Raw genomic sequence first — 20,611 nt, forward strand, 5'->3', positions numbered from 1 at the left:
TTTTCAGCAGATTTATCGGGCAATAGCAAGTGATTGTCACCAATCCATGCACAGCCTAAACAGATCCAATAACGGTTAGGAGCAGCAATGTCGATAACGGCGGTGGTGGTTGCAGCGGGACGGGGCGTTCGCGCAGGGGGAGATTTACCCAAACAATTTCAAACAATTGGCCCCTTCTGCGTGTTGGAGCTGAGCATCCGTGCCTTCACGTCACATCCGCAGATCGACTCTGTGGTTCTTGTTGTGAACCCCACCGACAGGCAATTGCTGGACGAACACCTGTCTGACGAGATTTTGCGCAACGTCACTGTCGTCGACGGCGGCCAGACGCGACGGGCATCGGTTCAGAGCGGCCTGGCTATGCTTCCTGACGTTTCTGGAAAGGTACTTATCCATGATGGTGCGCGGCCAATGGTGACGGCCGGCATCATCGACCGCGTGATCGATGCGCTGAACGACACACCCGGCGCAGCCCCTGCCTTGCCCGTCTCGGACGCATTGTGGCGCGGTCGCCTTGGGCGTGTCCTGGGCACACAGGACCGCGACGGGTTGTTCCGCGCTCAGACGCCACAAGGCTTTCACACCGCTCAGATCATCGCGGCCCATGCGCAATATGATGGCCCCGACGCCGCAGACGACGTTGAAATCGCCCGCGCTGCAGGGCTAGACGTTAGAATTGTCCAGGGTGATGAGACCAACATCAAAGTCACCTACCCCGCCGATTTTGCGCGCTGCGCCGCGCTTTTGAAACAGCAGGAGATCCGGCAATTGGATATTCGTCTTGGCAACGGTTTTGACGTTCACCGTTTTTGCGACGGTGATCATGTCACACTGTGCGGCGTTGCGGTGCCGCATGACAAAGGGCTGGATGGGCATTCGGACGCCGATGTCGGAATGCATGCGGTGACGGATGCGATCTATGGCGCGTTGGCGGACGGCGACATCGGCCAGCATTTCCCGCCCACCGATCCACAATGGAAAGGAGCTGCGAGCCAGATTTTCCTTGAACATGCAGTGAAACTTGCGGGCGACCGCGGCTATCGCATTGGCAATATTGACTGTACCCTGATCTGTGAACGACCCAAGATCGGGCCTGTGGCCGCTTCGATGCGTGAAGCGCTGGCCCGGATCATGGGGGTCGAGGTTGATCGCGTCTCGGTAAAGGCAACCACTTCGGAAAGACTGGGTTTCACGGGACGGGAAGAAGGGATCGCTGCATTGGCCAGCGCGACATTGGTGAGCGAATGAGACTAACAAGAGCCATCGCAACCGTTGCGGGCGTCGGCTTGCTGAAACCTGCGTCCGGAACATGGGGCTCCCTGGCGGCGCTGCCATTAGGATATCTGCTGCACGGTCTGGGCGGGTTTCCGCTACTCTTCATCGGCTCTCTGGCCGCATTCGCGTTGGGTTGGTGGGCGACCATAAGGGAAGAAGCGGCCACCGGCACACATGACGCCAGCGAGATCGTCATTGATGAACTGGTCGGCATCTGGATCGCACTATGGCCGCTGTCATTCGGATTGTGGCATGCGGGCGCATCGGCTTGGGTGTTTCCCTATCCGGGGTGGGTTGGCGCGTTTGTTCTGTTCCGCCTGTTCGATATCTGGAAACCGGGACCAGTGGGCTGGGCGGATCGCAAGCCGGGCGCACTGGCCGTGATGCTCGATGACGTGATCGCGGGCATCATGACGGCATTGGTCGTCGCAATCGCCGCAGCAATAGCACATGGGGTAATGGGAGCATGAACGCGGAAGAACTTCTGGACCTGGCCCGCAAGCAACATGCGCAGATCGTCACGGCCGAATCCTGCACAGGCGGTTTGATCGCGGGTGCGTTGACTGATGTGCCCGGATCGTCCGATGTGGTCGATCGTGGGTTCGTAACTTATTCTAACCGATCAAAAAAACAAATGCTTGGCGTCATGTCTTCAACGTTGATGCGTTACGGTGCCGTGTCTGAGCAGGTCGCGCAGGAAATGGCCGATGGCGCGCTGTTGCGATCCGATGCAAGCTTGGCCATTGCTGTCACAGGGATCGCGGGTCCCGGCGGGTCAGATAACAAACCCGAAGGCCGGGTGTGCTTTGGACTGGCGTTTACAGGCAGGAACACGTTCACTGAAACTGTCGAATTCGGAGCAATCGGTCGGGCGCAGGTCCGGCAGGCCACGGTTGAACATGCCTTGAAACTGCTGACCGAAGCGTTGTCGACAACCTAACCGTAAAGCTCTTTCGCGCGGCTCTCGAAGGCGCGGACGATGCGATGCATGGCCTCGTTGAAAACCACACCAATTACGCCTTGCAACATCCTGTTCTTGAATTCGAAATCAACGAAAAAGTCGATCTCGCAACCACCATCTGGCAGGTCCTCGAATTTCCAGCGAGACTTCAGGTAGCGAAACGGGCCGTCCAAGTATTCGGTGTCGATAAAATTCTGATCGGGATGCAGTTCAACGCGGCTGCCGAATCGTTCACGGAACACTTTGAAGGATATCACCAGATCGGCCGTGACCAGTTCATGATCTCCCTTGTCTTCCCGCGCCCGGATACGCGCCGCGGCGCACCATGGCAGGAAACCGGGGTAGGATTCCACGTCGGCCACGAGGTCGTACATGTCTTGCGCCTTGTAGGGCAGCTGCTTTTTTTCCGCGTGACGTGGCATCGAGATCCTTTTCGTTCGGCACGGTTTTGGGGCATATCACGAAAGGGACCAGGCAATTCAAGCGAGAAGATATGACACAGCGCCCTTATGTTATCGACAAGATGATCTCTGCCAAACGCATCGCCGCCCGGATAGAGGCGCTGGCCCGCGAGATCGAGACCTATTACGCCGATGTCGACAAGTTGGTTGTCGTCGGCCTCCTGCGCGGGTCGTTCGTCTTCATAGCCGACTTGGTGCGGGAACTGGATATGATCGTCGAGGTAGATTTCATCGAAGCGTCGAGCTACGGCAATGCGATGGTGTCCAGCCGCGAGGTGCGTATCCTGAAAGATCTGGGTGGCGAAATCGGCGGGCGCGATGTGCTGGTCGTCGAGGATCTCGTCGATACGGGCTATACGCTGAGCCATGTTGTGTCGCTGCTGAAGTCGCGCAACCCGAAAACCCTGCGCACGATTGCCTTGCTCGACAAGCCCACCCGGCGCGAAGTGGATTTTACCGCTGACTGGATCGGCTTCGACATTCCTGATGAATTCGTGGTGGGCTACGGAATCGACTATGCGCAGCGCAACCGCAACCTGCCCTATATCGGCAAGGTCCGGTTCGTGGATGAGACCGACTGATCTCACGGAAAGTTTATGGGCGGCTGCGGGCTTTGCGCTTTGTAATTGCTGACCTATGGTTAGGCTAAGACATATATTTATCAGGGAGCCAGCCATGACCTCAGCCCGCCCTTTTCTGCTTGCCGCAGCCATCTTGACCGCAAGCACCGGTTTTGCAGCCGCACAGGATCAATTCGCCGGGGCGTTGAAAGCCCGGCAGGGACAGTTCCGGAACCTCGCCTTCAATCTCGGAATCCTCGGCAGTATGGCCAAGGGTGAAGTGGACTATGACGCCGCCACGGCACAGGAGGCTGCGGATAATCTGGTTACCGTCACGGGCATCAGCCAGAACCTGCAATGGCCTGAAGGCTCGGACAATGGCAGCATCGATGGCACACGCGCCCTGCCCGACATCTTCACCAACATGGATGATTTCCGAACCAAATGGTCGGATCTGCGGTTGAAGGCCGAAGAGATGCAGGCCGTTGCGGGAACGGGACAGGAGGCGTTGGGGCCTGCACTTGGCGGTGTCGGCGGAGCGTGTAGCGCCTGCCACGACATGTATCGCGCATCCGATAGCTGATCTTCATGCGGACGGTCTGGCTGGTCCTTGGCGGCGTCGCGATTTTTGCGGTCGCTTCCGGAGTGTTCGTGACACGCGCCACGCCGTTGCCCGAGACGAAAGTCGCAGGGCTGACAGGTGATCCTGACAACGGCGAGCGCGTGTTCTGGCGAACAGGATGCGCATCATGCCATGCCGCACCACAGGCGCAGGGAGCGGACCGGCTCGTCCTGAGCGGTGGGCAGGAATTTCCGTCAGACTTCGGCACGTTCGTCGCACCCAACATCTCTCCCGATCCAAAATCCGGCATAGGCAGCTGGTCGTTTCAAGACTTCGCATCTGCCGTTCAAAGGGGGGTCGCGCCGGACGGCACGCATCTATATCCAGCCTTCCCCTACACGGCCTATGCCAAGATGGACTTACAGGACGTCGCTGACCTGAAAGCGTACATGGACACGCTGCCTGCCTCTAGCGAGGCAAGTCTGCCCCATGACGTCGCCTTCCCGTTCAACATCCGTCGCGCGGTCGGATTATGGAAACGGCTGTATCTGAGCGATGATTGGGTGATGGTGAATACCGCCGATCCGCAGGTCGAGGCCGGTCGCTATATCGTCGAGGCCCAGGCGCATTGCGCCGAATGTCACACGGCGCGGGACGAGCTGGGCGGGCTGGACGCGGCAAGCTGGATGGGCGGTGCGCCAAACCCGTCAGGCAACGGATCAATCCCCAACATCACGCCGGCGAAGCTGAATTGGTCGGCGACGGATATCGCCTATTATCTGGAATCGGGGTTTACGCCTGAGTTCGACTCCGCCGGTGGGCACATGGCGAGTGTCGTTGCCAATTTCGCCAATCTGCCCGCCGAAGATCGCGACGCGGTCGCGGCCTATGTGAAGGCGCTTGATCCGGTCGAATGACGCTCAGGCGCCCTTTTGCAGCCTAGCCAGCCGAGCCGCGCGCAGCTGCGCAAAATCATCGCCCGCGTGATAGCTCGAGCGCGTCAGCGGCGTGGCCGATACCATCAGGAAGCCTTTGCCATATGCTGTTTTTTCATAGGCGGCAAATTCCTCGGGGGTGACGAACCGGTCGACGCGGTGATGCTTGGATGTCGGCTGCAGATACTGGCCGATGGTCAGGAAATCGACATCTGCCGCACGCATGTCATCCATGACCTGCTGAACGCCCTGACGATCTTCACCCAGACCTACCATGATGCCCGATTTGGTGAACATGGAGGGATCCAACTCCTTCACGCGCTGCAACAGGCGCAATGAATGGAAATAACGCGCGCCTGGACGCACCGACGGATATAGTCCGGGGACCGTTTCAAGGTTGTGGTTGAAAACATCCGGCTTGGCCTCGACCACCGTTTCCAGAACTGACGGGTCACACTTCAGGAAGTCGGGTGTCAGGATTTCGATGGTCGTATCCGGTGACCGGTGGCGCACGGCCCGAATGGTCTGTGCGAAATGTTCGGCGCCGCCATCATCCACATCGTCGCGGTCCACCGAGGTGATCACGACGTGGTTGAGGCCCAGCTTCTGAACCGCATCGGCAACCCGGCCCGGTTCGAACACGTCAAGCGCTTCGGGTCGACCCGTCGCCACATTGCAGAAGGTACAGCCGCGCGTGCAGATGTCGCCCATGATCATCATGGTGGCGTGGCCCTGCGACCAGCATTCACCGACATTCGGGCAACCCGCTTCTTCGCAGACGGTGGACAGGCGGTGTTCGCGCATGATCTCGCGCGTTTTCAAATAACCTTCGCCGCCCGGTGCCTTTACCCTGATCCAGTCCGGTTTCTTCGGTTGGGCATTGTCCTTGCGGTGCGCCTTTTCAGGGTGGCGTTGAGCTGGGATTTTCAGATCGCGCATGTTTTCTCTCTCCTCCGCATGAACATAGCCGTCCCTGCGTGGTTTGTCGTCTGTCTATGACGCATAGCTGCCATAAGCTCAAGAAATGTCACGAGGCCTGCTTTTCAATGCCTTTGGGGTTGGAAGCTGCCAGGGCGGACTGTCCGGCCTGCGACAGGATATGCGCGAGTTCGGAAAACCACATCTCCGCCTGGTCCGTGGCGATACGGACCACACCGATCTGGCGGGACGCGCCTGCGAGCGGTTGGACGACAAGGCCGGGTGTCGCGGCTTGCTCGGTCGCGAGGGCGATCTGCGGAAGAATGGTCACGCCCAATCCCTGCCCGGCCAAGCGGCACAGGCTTGAGAGCGATGCGGCACTCGTTGTGGGTTGCTCGGCAATCCCTAATGCGGCATGGGCCTGATCTGTCAGACAATGGTCGGCACCCAGGGTCAACAGGTCGTGCGGCTCCAAGGTGCTTCGGTCGGACACTGCCGGATGATGTGGCTGTCCCGCGATGAAGAGAGGATCCTCGAACAGCGCGGCGGCATGTAGGTCACCCGATGCTTGTGGCAGGGACATCACCGCCACATCCAGATCCCCCGCACGAAGACCATGCAGCAGCGATCCTGCCGGGGCTTCTGTCAAAGCCATACCACGCAGCATCCGCGGCAGTCCGCCCTGTCCGCCCTGTCCGCCCAGATGCGGTATGAAGTAAGGCGCGACGGTCGGGATGATGCCCAGCCGCAGTTTTGCACCAAGTACGCCTCGCCGCGCCGCGCCTTCCAGATCAGCGACATCGGCAAGAATGGACAACGCGCGCCGCAACGCATCTTGTCCCGCAGCCGTCAGGCGAACTCCGCCGGTACGGCGCTCGACAAGCGTCGCGGCAAGACTTGTTTCAAGTTCCTTCATCTGCATCGAAAGCGCGGGCTGCGACACATGCATCCGCTCGGCCGCAGCACCGAAGCTGCCGGTTTCGGCGAGAGCCTGAAGATAACGAAGCTGTCGAAGTGTCACTGGCATCGGCGCGTCCTATCACAACCGGCGGCGAGCGCAATTTGCATCCAACGTCCACATATCGCACAGCAATTAGGCACAGCACAATTATTGTGCATCTGTTCTGAACAAGAGGCAGGGATCTGACCGAAGAATAGGCGCGGCTCGTCTCCTTGCCTTTCGGTCACCGGCCAATCGGGTTTTTCTGCAGACGCCGACGGGGAGCCCCCGCCGGCAGATGTGCGGAGGCTGATTGCTTGACCGGCCACCTGCCCCCGCACGGTGCAACACGAGTTGCGAGGGTAAAATATGATTGAAACCGCTGAACACAACAGCGTGTCCGACCTGCCCATCGCAGCCCAGACAACAGGGGACTGGGAGATATGAAGAATTTCGCGAAGCTTCTTGGGGGCGCAAGCGCCGCCACCATCATGCTGCACGGGCTTGCCTTCGCACAGGACGACACGATCAAGGTGGGCATCCTGCATTCGCTGTCCGGAACGATGGCAATCTCGGAAACGACACTCAAAGACACCATGCTGATGCTGATCGAGCAGCAAAACGCCAAGGGCGGCGTCATGGGTAAACAGCTTGAGGCGGTTGTTGTCGATCCGGCATCGGACTGGCCGCTCTTTGCCGAAAAAGCGCGCGAATTGCTGACCGTTCAAGATGTGGACGTGATCTTCGGCTGCTGGACATCGGTCAGCCGCAAATCCGTTCTGCCGGTGATCGAGGAACTGAACGGACTTCTGTTCTACCCGGTGCAGTATGAAGGCGAGGAAAGTTCCAAGAATGTCTTCTACACCGGCGCCGCGCCGAACCAGCAGGCCATTCCGGCGACCGACTACTTCCTCGAAGAACTGGGCGTCGAGAAGTTCGCGCTGCTTGGCACCGACTATGTCTATCCGCGCACGACCAACAACATTCTAGAAGCCTATCTTAAGGACAAGGGAATCCCCGAAGACGATATCTTCGTCAACTACACGCCGTTTGGCCATTCCGACTGGTCCAAGATCGTGTCGGACGTTGTGGCTCTCGGCGCCGATGGCAAGAAGGTCGGCGTGATTTCCACCATCAACGGTGACGCGAATATCGGCTTCTACAAGGAACTGGCGGCAGCAGGTGTTTCTGCAGACGATATCCCGGTCGTGGCGTTTTCGGTGGGTGAAGAAGAGCTGTCCGGTCTCGACACCTCGAACCTTGTCGGACACCTGGCCGCATGGAACTATTTCCAGTCGGCCGACACGGCCGAAAACGAAGAATTCGTGACCGAATGGAAGACCTTTGCCGGTGAAGACCGCGTGACCAACGACCCGATGGAGGCGCATTACATCGGGTTCAACATGTGGGTAAACGCCGTCGAGGAAGCCGGAACAACCGATGTCGATGCGGTGTCTGACGCGATGATCGGGCAGACCTTCCCGAACCTGACGGGTGGCGAAGCGGAAATGTTGCCGAACCACCATCTGTCCAAGCCGGTGCTGATCGGTGAAATCCAGGCGGACGGTCAATTCGACATCATTTCGGAAACCGATCCGGTGCCGGGCGACGCCTGGACCGACTTCCTGCCGGAATCTGCTGTCCTGACCTCTGACTGGGCTGAACTCGATTGCGGTATGTACAACACCGAAACCGAAACCTGCGTCCAGATGAAGTCGAACTACTGATCTGACCTAAGATGATCCGGGGGGCGCATGTTGCGCCTCCCGCACAGACGAAGAAACGGGTTTCCATGTTCCGGCACCTCATCTCGGCAGTATGTCTGCTGGTTTCCTTGACCTGCCCTGCTGCGGCGCAAGATGCGACCATACAGGACCTGCTGCAAGAACACCGTGATATCATCCTCGACAGTTCCCGCCGCACCATTGGCCCGGCCATTGATGCGCTTGGAAACAGCGACCTGCCCGCAGCCCAGACAGTGCTGGAAAAATGGCAGAACAAGGAAATGTGGTACCGCGAAAGCGATGACGGGTTCTACTATGCCGAGGAAGTGGACCGCGACACGCTGCGCCTGTTCGACTTTGCAACCAACGAGGATCTGGGCGAAGCGCCCGAAGATGACCTGGAACAACTCAAGCCCAATAGTGGCATACGCGGGCTGATCGGCGCGGCGCTGGTGCAGTTCCAACTGAAATCGGACGACAAGACCACCCGGATCGCGGCGCTGGACGGGATTGCGCGCGACGCGGAAGAATCGCACCTGGCGGCTTTACGCAGCGCGATCGAACAGGAAACGGATGCGGATGTCGCCGCACGCATGGCGCGGCTTGAACGTCTGCTGACCATCGAATTCGGCGCAACCGATGAAGAACGGGTGGAGGCGATTGAAAGCTTCAAGGGGGATCTGGGTGTGGATGTGCGCGCTGCCCTGAACCCGATCCTCGTAACTCGCCGGGAAGCCGCTGACGCCCTGCCCGACGACGCCAATATCGCGAATGAATTGCGACCGGGCACGGACGCTTTGACGCAAGACGAAGCCTACACGTTGCTGGTCGAGGAAAGCTTGGCAGAACCGCGCATTTCAACAGCTGACCGTGACGCGGCGCTGGTGGCGAACATCCAGGACCGAAAGGTCGCGGGCATTCCGGTCGGTCGATTGAACAATGATACGGAGCGCGACGCCGCCTATGCAGCCCTGGCCGATCTGTCACTGGTCCCGCCGACCGTCACGGAGGAAGACTTCAACGCGGCGCTCGACAATCATGTCTTTTTTGACCGCTACCTTCAGCCATCAAGCGCCCTGACCGATGCGGCGCAGGACACGCTCCGGTCGATCGAATTGAAAGTCGCTCTGAACCGCTTTGCGGATCTGACGCTGGACGCGATGTCGCTGGCCTCGATCTACTTCCTTGCGGCCATCGGGCTGGCCGTCACTTTCGGTGTGATGGGTGTGATCAATATGGCCCATGGCGAATTCATCATGATGGGCGCCTATACCGGCTATGTCGTGCAGCAGATCATCCCGGATTACACCGTGTCGATCGTCGTGGCGCTGCCGCTGGCGTTCTGCGTGACTTTCGCGGCGGGCGTGGCGATGGAACGGCTGGTGATCCGCTGGCTTTACAACAGCCCGCTGGAGACCTTGCTCGCCACCTTCGGGATTTCTATCGCGCTTCAGCAGATCGCGAAGAACATCTTCGGTACGCAAGCCCGCCCGCTGACCTCGCCCGGTTGGCTGGACGGGGCGCTGGTTTTTAACGATGTCGTGTCGATCAGCTATATCCGCATCGCGATTTTCGCGTTGGCGATCATCTTCGCGGTGTTGGTGATGTTCATCATGAACCGAACACGGCTGGGGCTTGAGGTGCGCGCCGTGACCCAAAACCCCGCAATGGCATCATCAATGGGCATCAATCCCGACCGGATCAACATGCTGACCTTCGGGTTGGGATCGGGCATCGCGGGGATCGCGGGCGTCGCCATCGGGCTGTTTTCCAAGGTCACGTCGGAGTTGGGCCAAGATTACATCGTGCAAAGCTTCATGACCGTGGTGATCGGCGGTGTGGGCAACATCTGGGGGACCATCGCGGGTGCCACGCTGATCGGATTCCTGCAAAAGGGGATCGAGTGGATGAACCCGTCCAATTCGCTCGCCGCGCAGACCTACATGATCATCTTCATCATCATCTTCATCCAGTTCCGGCCACGAGGGATTATCGCCCTCAAGGGTCGCGCGGCGGGGGCCTGAGCCATGAGACAAAGCTTCATCGCCAAGAACCCGTCGGTGCTGGTCTTCCTTGCCTGTCTTGCACTCTTCACCCTGACGGTGACGGTGCTGGCCGAAGGCTTCGGGATCGGCGTGATTTCCACGAGCTTCGTGAAAACATTGGGCAAGACGTTGTGCCTGTGTCTGGTTGCAATCGCGATGGATCTTGTCTGGGGCTACTGCGGCATCCTGAGCCTTGGGCATTTCGCGTTTTTCGGGTTGGGCGGCTACATGATCGGCATGTGGCTGATGTATGAGCGCACCAGGCTGATCGTCGCGGATTCACTGGCGGCGGCGCAACTTCCCCCTACCCCGCAGGAAATCTCCGGCGCCATCGGTTCGCAGATTTTCGGCGTCGTGGGCAGCAGCGACTTTCCGTTCGTCTGGGGCTTTGCGCACAGCCTGACGCTGCAGTTGATGCTGGTTGTACTGGTCCCCGGCCTGCTGGCGCTGGTCTTCGGGTGGCTTGCCTTCCGCAGCCGCGTCACGGGCGTTTACCTGTCGATCCTCACGCAGGCGATGACGCTGGCGCTCGCGCTGTACCTGTTCCAGAATGAAAGCGGTTTGCGCGGCAATAACGGGCTGTCGGGGCTCCAGAACCTGCCGGGGTTGGACGCGGTGCCGCAATCCATCATCTCAATCTGGTTCCTGTGGGGATCGGCGTTGGCGCTTGGCCTTGGCTACATGCTGGGGGCCTGGGTCGTGTCCGGCAAGTTCGGCAATGTCATCAAGGGCATCCGGGATGACGAGGCCCGTGTGCGCTTCCTGGGCTATTCCGTGGAAAGCTACAAGCTGTTCATCTTCACGCTGACCGCCATCATCGCAGGGATCGCGGGTGCGCTTTATTACCCGCAGGCGGGTATCATCAACCCGGGCGAGATCGCCCCGATCGCGTCGATCTACCTCGCCGTCTGGGTGGCCATCGGTGGTCGCGGGCGTCTCTACGGCGCAGTCATCGGCGCGGCCGTGGTGTCACTTCTGTCGACCTGGTTCACGGGCGGCCAGGCCCCCGACATCCCGCTGGGCTTCTATACAATCAGTTGGGTCGATTGGTGGCAGGTGCTGCTGGGGCTGTCCTTCGTTCTGGTGACGCTGTTCGCACCCAAAGGCATCGGCGGGCTGTTCGACCTGATCGCGCATCGCATCTCGCCAAACCGTCACGGCGCGGACCTCGGCCCCGATATGGGCGCATTCCGCGAAAAGGAGGCCACCGAATGAGCACGCTTCTTGAGGTGTCCGGCGTCTCGGTCAGCTTTGACGGGTTCAAGGCCATCAACAATCTGTCCTTCCAGATCGGCGATGCGGAGCTTCGCGCGGTCATCGGTCCCAACGGCGCGGGCAAGACCACCTTCATGGACATCGTGACCGGCAAGACCCGTCCCGATGAGGGGCGCGTGATCTGGGGTGAAAAATCCGTGTCGCTGCTGAAAATGTCCGAGGCCCGCATCGCGCGCGAAGGGGTGGGCCGCAAGTTCCAGCGCCCCACCGTGTTCGAGGACCAATCCGTTCGCGAAAACCTGTCCATGGCCCTAAAGAAGGACCGCAACGCCTTTACTGTTCTGTTCTACCGTCCCACCCCCGAAGATGCGGACAAGGTCGAACGGGTCGCGGAAGAAATCGGGCTAAAGGACCAGCTTGATCGCAAATCGGGCGAGTTGAGCCACGGCCAGAAGCAATGGCTCGAAATCGGCATGCTGCTGGCGCAAGAGCCACGATTGCTGCTGGTGGATGAACCGGCCGCCGGTATGACACTGTCGGAGCGAGAGCACACCACCGATATCCTGCGCGAAGCCGCCAGGACGCGCGCCGTCGTCGTCGTGGAACACGACATGGAATTCGTCCGCCGGCTGGATTGCAAGGTCACGGTGCTGCACGAAGGATCAGTGCTGGCCGAAGGCAGCCTCGACCATGTTACCAAGAACAAGCAAGTCATCGATGTTTACCTAGGGCGCTGAGCAATGCTTAAAATCAAAGATCTGACCCTGCATTACGGCGGCTCGCAAATCCTGCATGGCATCGACATGCAGGCGGATGTGGGGAAGGTGACCTGCCTGATGGGCACCAACGGCGTGGGCAAGACGAGCCTGCTGAAAGCGATCTCCGGCACCCACGCCCGGTCGGGCGGGTCAGTAGAGCTAAATGGCGAGGACCTGGGCCAGCTGGCCGCGCATGAACTGGCCAGGCGCGGCGTCGGGTATGTGCCACAAGGCCGGATGATCTTTCCCCTGCTCACGGTGCGGGAAAATCTGGAAACGGGCTATGGCTGCCTGCCCAATGGCGAACGGATGGTGCCCGACGAGATCTACGAATTGTTCCCCGTCCTCGCCGAAATGAAATCGCGCCGGGGCGGCGATCTTTCGGGCGGCCAGCAGCAGCAACTTGCGATCGGGCGCGCATTGGTGACAAAGCCGAAGCTCCTGCTTCTCGACGAGCCGACGGAGGGTATCCAGCCCAACATCATCCAGCAGATCGGGCGCGTGATCAGTTACCTGCGCGATCAGGGGAAAATGGCGATCATCCTTGTCGAGCAGTATTTCGATTTCGCCTATGAGTTGGCAGATAGCTTCTACGTCCTCAGGCGCGGCGAAGTGACCAAGAGCGGAACGCGTGCGCAGCTGACGCGCGACGAGCTGGTAGAAGCGGTTTCTGTCTGATTACCGCAGTTTGCAATTGCAGCCCGAAGCACGTTTCGATATAGCACCCCTCGCACGCACCTGTAGCTCAGCTGGATAGAGCGCTGCCCTCCGAAGGCAGAGGCCAAAGGTTCGAATCCTTTCAGGTGCGCCACAAAATCAATAGGTTGCGGGAAAACCGACAGGGTCGAAAGCGGCCCATATCTGTGCATTGCACGGAAACGACGCAAGCATCCTGCCTCGTGAAGTTCGTGTGAGCCTGGTTCTCACGGGTGAGGCCAGACTGCCATCCACCCGGGATAATGTAGTCTTGCCCCGGACAAATCGACGCCCTTCTGATGCCCAGGCCGACGTTGACGCTTAATCTTAGCCGAGTCGCAGAGGGTCTTAGATCAACGGCGAAGCCGTGAAAACAAGCCTGTTCGCACATGATCGCCGAGGCCCTCGCGAATACAAAGCGTGCGGGCAACACAGCTGCCCGTGATACCTGTTAGCGTGGACCAAGCCAGCCCTGCACGATCACGATCGCCGGGCTGGAAAAACTGCAAGCTAGCTCGCGTCACCGCCAAGCACACGCAGCCGGTGTATGAGGCTGGATGTGTCCCAGCGGCCACCGCCCAATGCCTGCACATCGCCGTAGAATTGGTCGACCAGTGCCGCGACGGGAAGGCTGACGCCGACATGCTGCGCGTGTTCCAGCGCGATCCCCAGATCCTTACGCATCCAGTTCACGGCAAATCCGAACTCGAATTCCCCGTCGGCCATCGTGTTCGCACGGTTTTCCAACTGCCATGACCCGCCAGCGCCCTGCGCGACCAATTTGGCCACTGCTTTGGGATCGAGCCCCGACTTCGCGGCAAAGTTGAGACCTTCCGAAATACCCTGCACGATGCCCGCAATGCAGACCTGATTGACCATCTTCGTCAACTGACCGGCGCCGACCGAACCGAAGCATTCACATGCCTTGGCATAGGCGGTCATGACCTCCCTGGCGCGGGCGAAATCGGCGTCGCCGCCACCACACATCACCGCAAGCTGGCCGTTTTCGGCACCCGCCTGCCCGCCCGAGACCGGCGCGTCCACGAAGCCGATCCCGCGTTCACCGGCAACGTCGGCGAGTTCGCGGGCGACGAGCGCCGATGCGGTCGTGTGATCGACCAGCAGCGCCCCCTCCGACATGCCGGCCAAAGCCCCTTCGTCGCCGAGTATGACCGATCGCAGATCGTCGTCATTACCAACACAGGTGAACACGACATCCGCGCCCTTTGCGGCCTCTGCCGGTGTCAGGGCGGATGCGCCGCCATAGTTTTCCACCCATTTTTCGGCCTTGGCTGTTGTGCGGTTATAGACGGTAACGTCGTGGCCCGCCTTCTGCAGATGGCCCGCCATTGGAAAGCCCATCACCCCAAGTCCGATGAATGCCAGTTTTGCCATGTCCCTCTACTCTCCCGTTGCAGGTATCGCGCATCTTTCTTCAGGACAAACCACTCCTTGCGGAAAAGGTCAAAGGATTGCCACAGTTTTGGTCCTGATCACACGGATGCACTTGTGCCACACCGTCAATAGCCTTTACGAATTAAGGTAAAGGCGGGGAGCAGGCCAGCATGACAACGACCAGACCTTCGGCATCTTTCAGGACCGCACTGGCGGCGCTCATGCTGAGTGTATCCGCTGGAAGCGTTCAGGCGTTGGAAAGGGTCGATATCCGGATCGAAGGCCCTATCGATACGGAAGAACGCGAAACACTGCAGAATCGCGTGTCAGGGGCATCGCTGTCACAGAAAGCGCTGGATGAAGAGATCACCGACGGGCAGGAAATCATGGCCAGCGCGCGGTCCGATTATGCCCGTATTCTGGGTGTGTTGTACGAGGAAGGTTATTATGGACCATCCGTTTCGATTATGGTGGATCGGCGTGAGGCTGCGGAAACCTCGCCTTTCTCCGCGCCGCAAGATGTCCAGATCGTCCAGATCATCGTGCAGACCGGCCCGCGTTTTCGGTTTGGTCAGACCGACATTGATCCACGCGCACCAGACAGTGTGCAACCGCTGGCCACCGGGTTTGAAGTGGGCAAACGGGCTCGCGCCAATGTCATTGGCACGGCGGCACGCACGGCAGTAAACGAATGGAAAGACTTGGGGTATGCGAAGGCCGATGTCGACACACAAGACATTACCGCTGACCATAATGCACGTCGCCTGAACGTGGATATAGGCCTGAATACCGGACCTCGTCTGCGGTTCGGTGACGTAACGATCGATGGCAACAGCAAGATCCGCGAAGAACGGCTGCGTCAGATCCTCGGCTGGCCTAGGGGTGAACGTTATTCGCCCGACGAGCTTCAGCGATCCGTCACTCGGTTGCGGCGTAGCGGTGTATTCAGTACCGTCAACGTGCGGGAATCTGACACGCCTAACCCTGACGGCACGCTGGACTACAATCTGACACTGATCGAGAACAAGCCCCGTCGTATCGGGTTTGGTGCCGAATACTCAACACTTGACGGGCTGCTGGTAAACGGGTTCTGGCTGCACCGCAATGTCTTTGGCGGCGCGGAACGCTTCCGCATAGATGGCGAAATCAAGGACATCGGGGAAGCTATCGACAATCCGACGACTGGGTCTGGCGTCGATTACAGGTTATCCGCGCGTCTGACGCGTCCGGCCGCCTTCGGTCCGGACAGGGATTTGTTCCTGTATGGCAATCTGGAACACAATGACGAACCCGACTACGTTGAATCTCTGGGGTCACTGGGTGTGGGTATCACACGATATTTCAATGAAGATCTTTATGCCGAGATCGCCATTGGCCTGCGCTATTCACATGTCGAGGACGACCTTGGCGAGCGTGACTTCACGCATTTGGTGCTGCCCTCGCGGGTTGAATGGGATGAACGCGACGATCCGGGCGATGCGGCGGAAGGTTACTATCTGAATGTCCGCGCAACACCATTCATTTCCACCGGCGAATCTGAAACTGGCATGCAGGCCTATATTGATGGACGCACCTATTGGGGGTTTGGGGAGGAGACGGATACCGTACTCGCTGCGCGGCTCCAACTCGGCAGCGTTCTGGGGTCATCGATCAAGGGCACTCCGCCCAACTACCTGTTCTATTCGGGCGGCGGCAACACGGTGCGTGGCTTCGAATATGAATCGCTCGGCGTCGAGGCGGATGGCGCCCACACTGGCGGGCGCAGTTTCATCGGCCTTTCGACCGAAGTTCGTCGCAAAGTTACCAATGCCATCGGTGTCGTCGGATTCGTCGATACCGGGTTCGTGGGGCCAGACAGCTTTTATACCGAGGACGGCAGCTGGCAAACCGGGGTCGGATTGGGCATTCGCTATGATACCCCTATCGGGCCCCTGCGCGTCGATCTGGCCACGCCCGTTCAGTCTGAGGACAAGGACGCATTCTCGGCCGTGGAACTTTACATCGGTGTAGGACAGGCGTTTTGAAACGGATTGCATCATATCTGGCCGCTGCAACCTTCGGCCTTCTGCTCATGGCGATCCCAACGCCGCTGGTCTTAGCACAGGAAGCAACGGATACGTCTGAAGCCGAGGATGCAGGTTTTCTTGAACGGCAAATCCAGAACGCCCTTGGGGGAGAAGGCCGCTATGTACAGGTCATAGGGTTGAATGGAGTTCTAAATTCCGAAGTCAGCATCGACATGATCCGCATTTCGGATGACGAAGGCGTATGGCTGACCATAAGCGATGTTGTTCTCGACTGGAGCCGCCTCGCCCTGCTGCGTCGCCGGTTGGAAGTGGACACTTTGACCGTTGGGGATGTGCATGTCGAACGAAAGCCGATACCGGTGCCGACCGAGGGTCCGGAATTGCAGGCTGACACCGCTGCAGAACCATTCAGGCTGCCAGACCTGCCCGTCGCCGTTAATGTGGGCGAATTGTCAGTGGACAATCTGCGCTTGGATCAACCCGTTCTGAATCACGCGTTTCAAGCGCGTCTGGAGGGGTCCGCAGCGTTGCGGGACGGCGAAGGCACAGCAGAATTTCGGCTCAACCGCACGGATGAGATCCGCGGCGAGATCGACCTGAACGCAAGCTTCACCAACCAGACCCGTCGCTTGTTGACAGAACTTGACGTTACCGAAGATCAGGGCGGCTTGATCGTGTCGCTTGCGAAAATTCCCGATGCTCCGTCGATTGATCTGTCCTTGCAAGGCGATGGTCCCATCAATGATTTTGCGGCAGATCTGGTGCTGCAAACCAGCGGTATCGAACGGGTTCGCGGACAGGTGCGTCTATCTGAACAAGTGGGCGGACCCGCACAACCCGATGCGCAGGAAGAAGCAACAGAAGGCACGCAGACCGCACAGGCCCTGACCCGCACCCGCATCGTGGAAGGCGAAGTCGCGGGTAATGTGTACGACCTGCTGCCTGAAGACTATCGCGGCTTCTTCGGTCACCGAACCGCCCTGTCCTTCCGCGCGACCCAAAATGCCGAAGCAGGAATCGAAGTGCAGTCGTTGGACATTCAGTCGAGCGCGTTGAACCTGAGCGGACGCGTCGCCTTGTCTTCCGAAGGATGGCCCACCCTGATCGACTTGGATGGATCGATCGCGGACCGGCTCGGCCTTCCCGTCGTAATACCGATGAGCGGGCCTAAACTTCTGTTGTCGGACGCCGAAATCCGGATCGATTACAATGCTGCCGAAAGTAGCCGTTTCGACGCGACGATTTCTGGGAACGGCCTGATGCGCGAAAGCGGCATTCTCGTGGACCGTTTCGATCTCGCCTCGCAAGGCACGCTGGAACAAGGAGCAGGAACGCAATTGGGCGGCGTCGACGGAACGATTGATATGTCTGTCGTGGGGGCGTCCTTCACCGACCCGGCACTATGGGAGGCCGTTGGCGATGCGTTCACACTTACCGGCGGTTTCACATGGCAGGAAGGCGCATCTCTGAACCTGTCCGACTTCGTCGCGCAATCGGGCGATGTGCAGGTCACGGGCCTGGCCGAAATTGCCGGTTTGGAAACCGGTCAGATTTCCATCGATGCCGATGTTCGGGGCGAACTCCCGGATCTGTCACGGTTCGCCGCCATCTCGGGTCAGGATTTGTCAGGTGGTGCGAATGCTGCCATTCAAGGCCGCATCGATCTGGTGTCCGGCGCTTTTGATGCGGAAATCACGGGGCAGACACAGGATATCGCCTTGGGTCAGGTCGATACCGGCCAGCTTTTGCAAGGTGAAGGCAATCTTGCCGTGCGCGTCAAGCGCGACGAAAACGGCATTTCGATTGACCAGGTTTCCTTCGACTCGCCGGTGATCCAGCTGGGCGGTCAGGCAGCGATCACTCCGGAAGGCTGGCCGAGCCTGATCGACGTCGCCCTGCGCGTTCAGGACAAAAGCGGCGCCCCTGTCGCCCTGCCCGTCCCCGGTCAACAGATCAACTTGGCTCAAGGCGTGATGGATCTGCGCTATGACGAAACGCAAAGCGATCAGTTCAGCGTCGCTGCGCAGACGACTGGGCTGTCCGTGTCAAGCATCGGTCAGATTGGGACAGCCTCCGTCTCCAGCGAGGGAAAGTTGGTCAAAGGTTCCGGCACGCTGATCGAACAGATTACCGCGCAGTTGAATGCTGCCGTGTCCGACCTGTCGCTGAATGATCCCAAGCTTTCCGAAGCTGCCGGGCCGGGTGCCGAGATTTCTGCAAATATCAACTGGCCTTTGACCGGTGCGATCTCGATCGACCAGCTACGCATCGCATCTGGTGATCTGCAGCTCGGTGGCCGGGCGGACATCGCAAGTCCGGGCTCGGAAGATATGCGTATCTCCGGTGAACTGGAAGCACAGACAGGCGGGCTTCAGAGATTCGCGGCACTTGCGGGTCAGAACCTGCAAGGTGCGATCACAGCGGATGCGAGTTTCGATCTGGAACCCGCGCCGAAATTCTTCGATATCGATCTGACTGCGAACGGGACCGGGATGGGCATCGGTCAGACGCAGGCAGACGCTCTCTTGGCTGGCGATGCTCAGATCGCGCTGCGAGCCAACCGAACCGAGCAAGGCATCCGTGTCGATACCTTCTCCTTGTCAACAAATGAGCTGTCCGCCGGTGGCAGCGGTCAGATGACCCTTGCAGAAGGTGGCCGTTTCGATGTCAATGCCAACCTGCGTAACCTTGCAGTTCTTGCCCCCGACTTCAACGGGCCACTTTCACTGACAACGGCTGTGCTGACGGACGGCACCACATGGTCGGTTGACGGCACTGTAGACGGTCCGGGTGGCACACGGGCCGCCTTATCGGGCGATGTACTACGCCCTGACGGCCAGTTGGATGTGCGGGCCAATGGCTCCCTGCCGATCGGGCTGGCCAATCTGGTGCTGTCGCCTCGTTCGGTTCAAGGTACTGCGAATTTTGACCTTGCGGTACAAGGCACGCCGGGGCTGGATGCGGTCAGCGGCAGGCTGACCGTCGCAGGCGCACGATTCATCGATCCGGCGCTGTCGCTTACTCTGGAAAATATCGGCACGCAGGTAAATATCGCGAACTCGCAGGCCAATGTGAACGCATCGGCCAATCTGTCGACCGGCGGGCAGATCACGATCAATGGTCCGGTCAGCCTGACGGCCCCATTCAATGGCAATCTCGATATCGCGCTGAACCAACTCACGGTGGTCGATCCGTCCCTCTATGAGATCAATCTTGGTGGCAATCTGGGCATCGACGGTCCCCTGGCCGGGGGCGCCGCGATTGCAGGCGCAATCAATATCTCACGTGCCGAAATTCGCATTCCGGCGGGCGGTGGCGGCGCTGGCACGCTGATCGATGTCCGACATGCCGGCGAAGGGGCCGCGAGCCGACAGACCCGAGAACGCGCCGGGTTGATCAAAAAGGAACAAGCCGCAGCCGTTGGCGACGGCACCGGTCCTTCCTACGGCCTCGGCATCGACATTCGTGCGCCAAGCCAGGTGTTCATCCGTGGACGTGGTCTGGATGTCGAAATGGGCGGTGAAATCCAGATTGGCGGCACGACGACCAACATTATACCGACGGGGGGCTTCGACCTGCTGCGCGGGCGGCTCAATCTGCTCGGCCAGCGATTGGAATTCGATCAGGCGCAGATCCGTTTGCAGGGCAATCTGGTGCCGGATCTTTACATGGTTGCAAGCTCGCAATCGGATTCCATACGTGCACAAATCCAGATCGAAGGGCCAGTCAACGATCCTGAAATCAACTTTACGTCTGAACCCGAGTTGCCGCAGGACGAGGTTCTGGCGCATCTGTTCTTCGGAAAATCGATATCGGATCTGACTCCGTTTGAAGTGGCCTCGCTCGCTGCCGCCATAAACGAGCTTTCGGGCCGCGGAGGCACTGGGTTGTTCGGCAGTATCCGTGAAGGGTTGGGCGTGGACAATCTCGACGTCAATACCAGCGACGCGGGCACAACCAGTGTCACGGCCGGCAAATACATCAGTGAACGCGTCTATACCGACGTGACGGTTGATTCAGACGGGACCAGCAAGGTTGAGCTGAATTTCGACGTCACCGATAGCTTCAAGGCATCAACCAGCTTCGACAATGAAGGGGACACCGGCATCGGCTTTCACTTCGAACGGGATTACTGACCT

General features: G+C 59.3%; 17 protein-coding genes and 1 tRNA gene. 14 read left to right on the forward strand and 4 right to left on the reverse strand.

Translation table 11 applies throughout. The features are described from left to right. Positions 1-87: 87 nt before the first annotated feature. The 3 genes from FPZ52_RS04960 to FPZ52_RS04970 are packed head-to-tail and all read left to right on the forward strand — an operon-like array spanning position 88 to position 2,215. Positions 88-1,248: a bifunctional 2-C-methyl-D-erythritol 4-phosphate cytidylyltransferase/2-C-methyl-D-erythritol 2,4-cyclodiphosphate synthase gene (locus FPZ52_RS04960; protein ID WP_146364269.1), complete on the forward strand. Its 1,161-nt coding sequence runs from the start codon at positions 88-90 to the stop codon at positions 1,246-1,248. Next, on the forward strand, positions 1,245-1,745 hold the full coding sequence (locus tag FPZ52_RS04965) for a phosphatidylglycerophosphatase A family protein (RefSeq protein WP_146364271.1): 501 nt from the start codon (positions 1,245-1,247) through the stop codon (positions 1,743-1,745). The genes FPZ52_RS04960 and FPZ52_RS04965 overlap by 4 nt, the downstream gene beginning before the upstream one ends. Beyond that, complete coding sequence (locus FPZ52_RS04970; RefSeq protein ID WP_146364273.1) at positions 1,742-2,215, forward strand: CinA family protein; 474 nt, start codon at positions 1,742-1,744, stop codon at positions 2,213-2,215. The genes FPZ52_RS04965 and FPZ52_RS04970 overlap by 4 nt, the downstream gene beginning before the upstream one ends. On the opposite strand, the gene FPZ52_RS04975 is transcribed toward FPZ52_RS04970, so the two are convergent. Beyond that, positions 2,212-2,658, reverse strand: a complete 447-nt coding sequence (locus FPZ52_RS04975; protein WP_146364275.1) for a type II toxin-antitoxin system RatA family toxin — start codon at positions 2,656-2,658, stop codon at positions 2,212-2,214. The two genes, FPZ52_RS04970 and FPZ52_RS04975, sit on opposite strands and share 4 nt — an antisense overlap. Before the next feature lie 71 nt (positions 2,659-2,729). Between FPZ52_RS04975 and hpt the strand changes: the two genes are divergently transcribed. The 3 genes from hpt (at position 2,730) to FPZ52_RS04990 (ending at position 4,736) form a co-directional block, all read left to right on the forward strand. Further along, positions 2,730-3,278, forward strand: a complete 549-nt coding sequence (gene hpt / locus FPZ52_RS04980) for a hypoxanthine phosphoribosyltransferase (RefSeq protein WP_146364277.1) — start codon at positions 2,730-2,732, stop codon at positions 3,276-3,278. Positions 3,279-3,372: 94 nt separating this feature from the next. Next, entirely contained in the window at positions 3,373-3,840 is a 468-nt protein-coding gene (locus FPZ52_RS04985) for a c-type cytochrome (protein ID WP_146364279.1), read from the forward strand. 5 nt (positions 3,841-3,845) lie between these two features. Continuing rightward, complete coding sequence (locus FPZ52_RS04990; protein ID WP_146364281.1) at positions 3,846-4,736, forward strand: cytochrome c; 891 nt, start codon at positions 3,846-3,848, stop codon at positions 4,734-4,736. Positions 4,737-4,739: 3 nt separating this feature from the next. Here FPZ52_RS04990 and lipA read toward each other — a convergent pair whose 3' ends face one another. Both lipA and FPZ52_RS05000 read right to left on the reverse strand, forming a co-directional pair. Next, positions 4,740-5,693: a lipoyl synthase gene (gene lipA / locus FPZ52_RS04995; protein ID WP_146364283.1), complete on the reverse strand. Its 954-nt coding sequence runs from the start codon at positions 5,691-5,693 to the stop codon at positions 4,740-4,742. An 88-nt stretch (positions 5,694-5,781) separates the two neighbouring features. Then, the gene (locus tag FPZ52_RS05000; protein WP_146364285.1) at positions 5,782-6,699 is read right to left on the reverse strand and encodes a LysR family transcriptional regulator; all 918 of its coding nucleotides are present in this window, start codon (positions 6,697-6,699) and stop codon (positions 5,782-5,784) included. 356 nt (positions 6,700-7,055) lie between these two features. On the opposite strand from FPZ52_RS05000, the gene urtA reads away from it, so the two are divergent. From urtA to FPZ52_RS05030, 6 genes are all read left to right on the forward strand, one after another. Then, entirely contained in the window at positions 7,056-8,339 is a 1,284-nt protein-coding gene (gene urtA / locus FPZ52_RS05005; protein ID WP_146364287.1) for an urea ABC transporter substrate-binding protein, read from the forward strand. Between the two features lie 65 nt (positions 8,340-8,404). Further along, the gene (urtB, locus tag FPZ52_RS05010; RefSeq protein ID WP_146364289.1) at positions 8,405-10,360 is read left to right on the forward strand and encodes an urea ABC transporter permease subunit UrtB; all 1,956 of its coding nucleotides are present in this window, start codon (positions 8,405-8,407) and stop codon (positions 10,358-10,360) included. Positions 10,361-10,363: 3 nt separating this feature from the next. Next, a complete protein-coding gene (urtC, locus tag FPZ52_RS05015; RefSeq protein WP_146364291.1) occupies positions 10,364-11,596 on the forward strand; it encodes an urea ABC transporter permease subunit UrtC in 1,233 nt (410 codons plus the stop codon). Then, positions 11,593-12,333, forward strand: a complete 741-nt coding sequence (urtD, locus tag FPZ52_RS05020) for an urea ABC transporter ATP-binding protein UrtD (protein ID WP_146364293.1) — start codon at positions 11,593-11,595, stop codon at positions 12,331-12,333. The genes urtC and urtD overlap by 4 nt, the downstream gene beginning before the upstream one ends. Before the next feature lie 3 nt (positions 12,334-12,336). Next, positions 12,337-13,032 carry an urea ABC transporter ATP-binding subunit UrtE gene (gene urtE, locus FPZ52_RS05025; protein ID WP_146364295.1) on the forward strand — a complete coding sequence of 232 codons (696 nt, stop codon included), beginning with the start codon at positions 12,337-12,339 and terminating at the stop codon, positions 13,030-13,032. 56 nt (positions 13,033-13,088) lie between these two features. Further along, positions 13,089-13,165 (forward strand) — tRNA-Arg (locus FPZ52_RS05030). A gap of 395 nt (positions 13,166-13,560) precedes the next feature. Here the strand turns inward: FPZ52_RS05030 and FPZ52_RS05035 are convergent. Next, positions 13,561-14,445, reverse strand: a complete 885-nt coding sequence (locus FPZ52_RS05035; protein ID WP_146364297.1) for an NAD(P)-dependent oxidoreductase — start codon at positions 14,443-14,445, stop codon at positions 13,561-13,563. Positions 14,446-14,615: 170 nt separating this feature from the next. Between FPZ52_RS05035 and FPZ52_RS05040 the strand changes: the two genes are divergently transcribed. Next, positions 14,616-16,469, forward strand: a complete 1,854-nt coding sequence (locus FPZ52_RS05040) for an autotransporter assembly complex protein TamA (RefSeq protein ID WP_146364299.1) — start codon at positions 14,616-14,618, stop codon at positions 16,467-16,469. Continuing rightward, complete coding sequence (locus FPZ52_RS05045) at positions 16,466-20,608, forward strand: translocation/assembly module TamB domain-containing protein (RefSeq protein ID WP_146364301.1); 4,143 nt, start codon at positions 16,466-16,468, stop codon at positions 20,606-20,608. The genes FPZ52_RS05040 and FPZ52_RS05045 overlap by 4 nt, the downstream gene beginning before the upstream one ends. Positions 20,609-20,611 lie beyond the last annotated feature (3 nt).

This window comes from Qingshengfaniella alkalisoli (assembly GCF_007855645.1).
Taxonomy (GTDB): domain Bacteria; phylum Pseudomonadota; class Alphaproteobacteria; order Rhodobacterales; family Rhodobacteraceae; genus Qingshengfaniella; species Qingshengfaniella alkalisoli.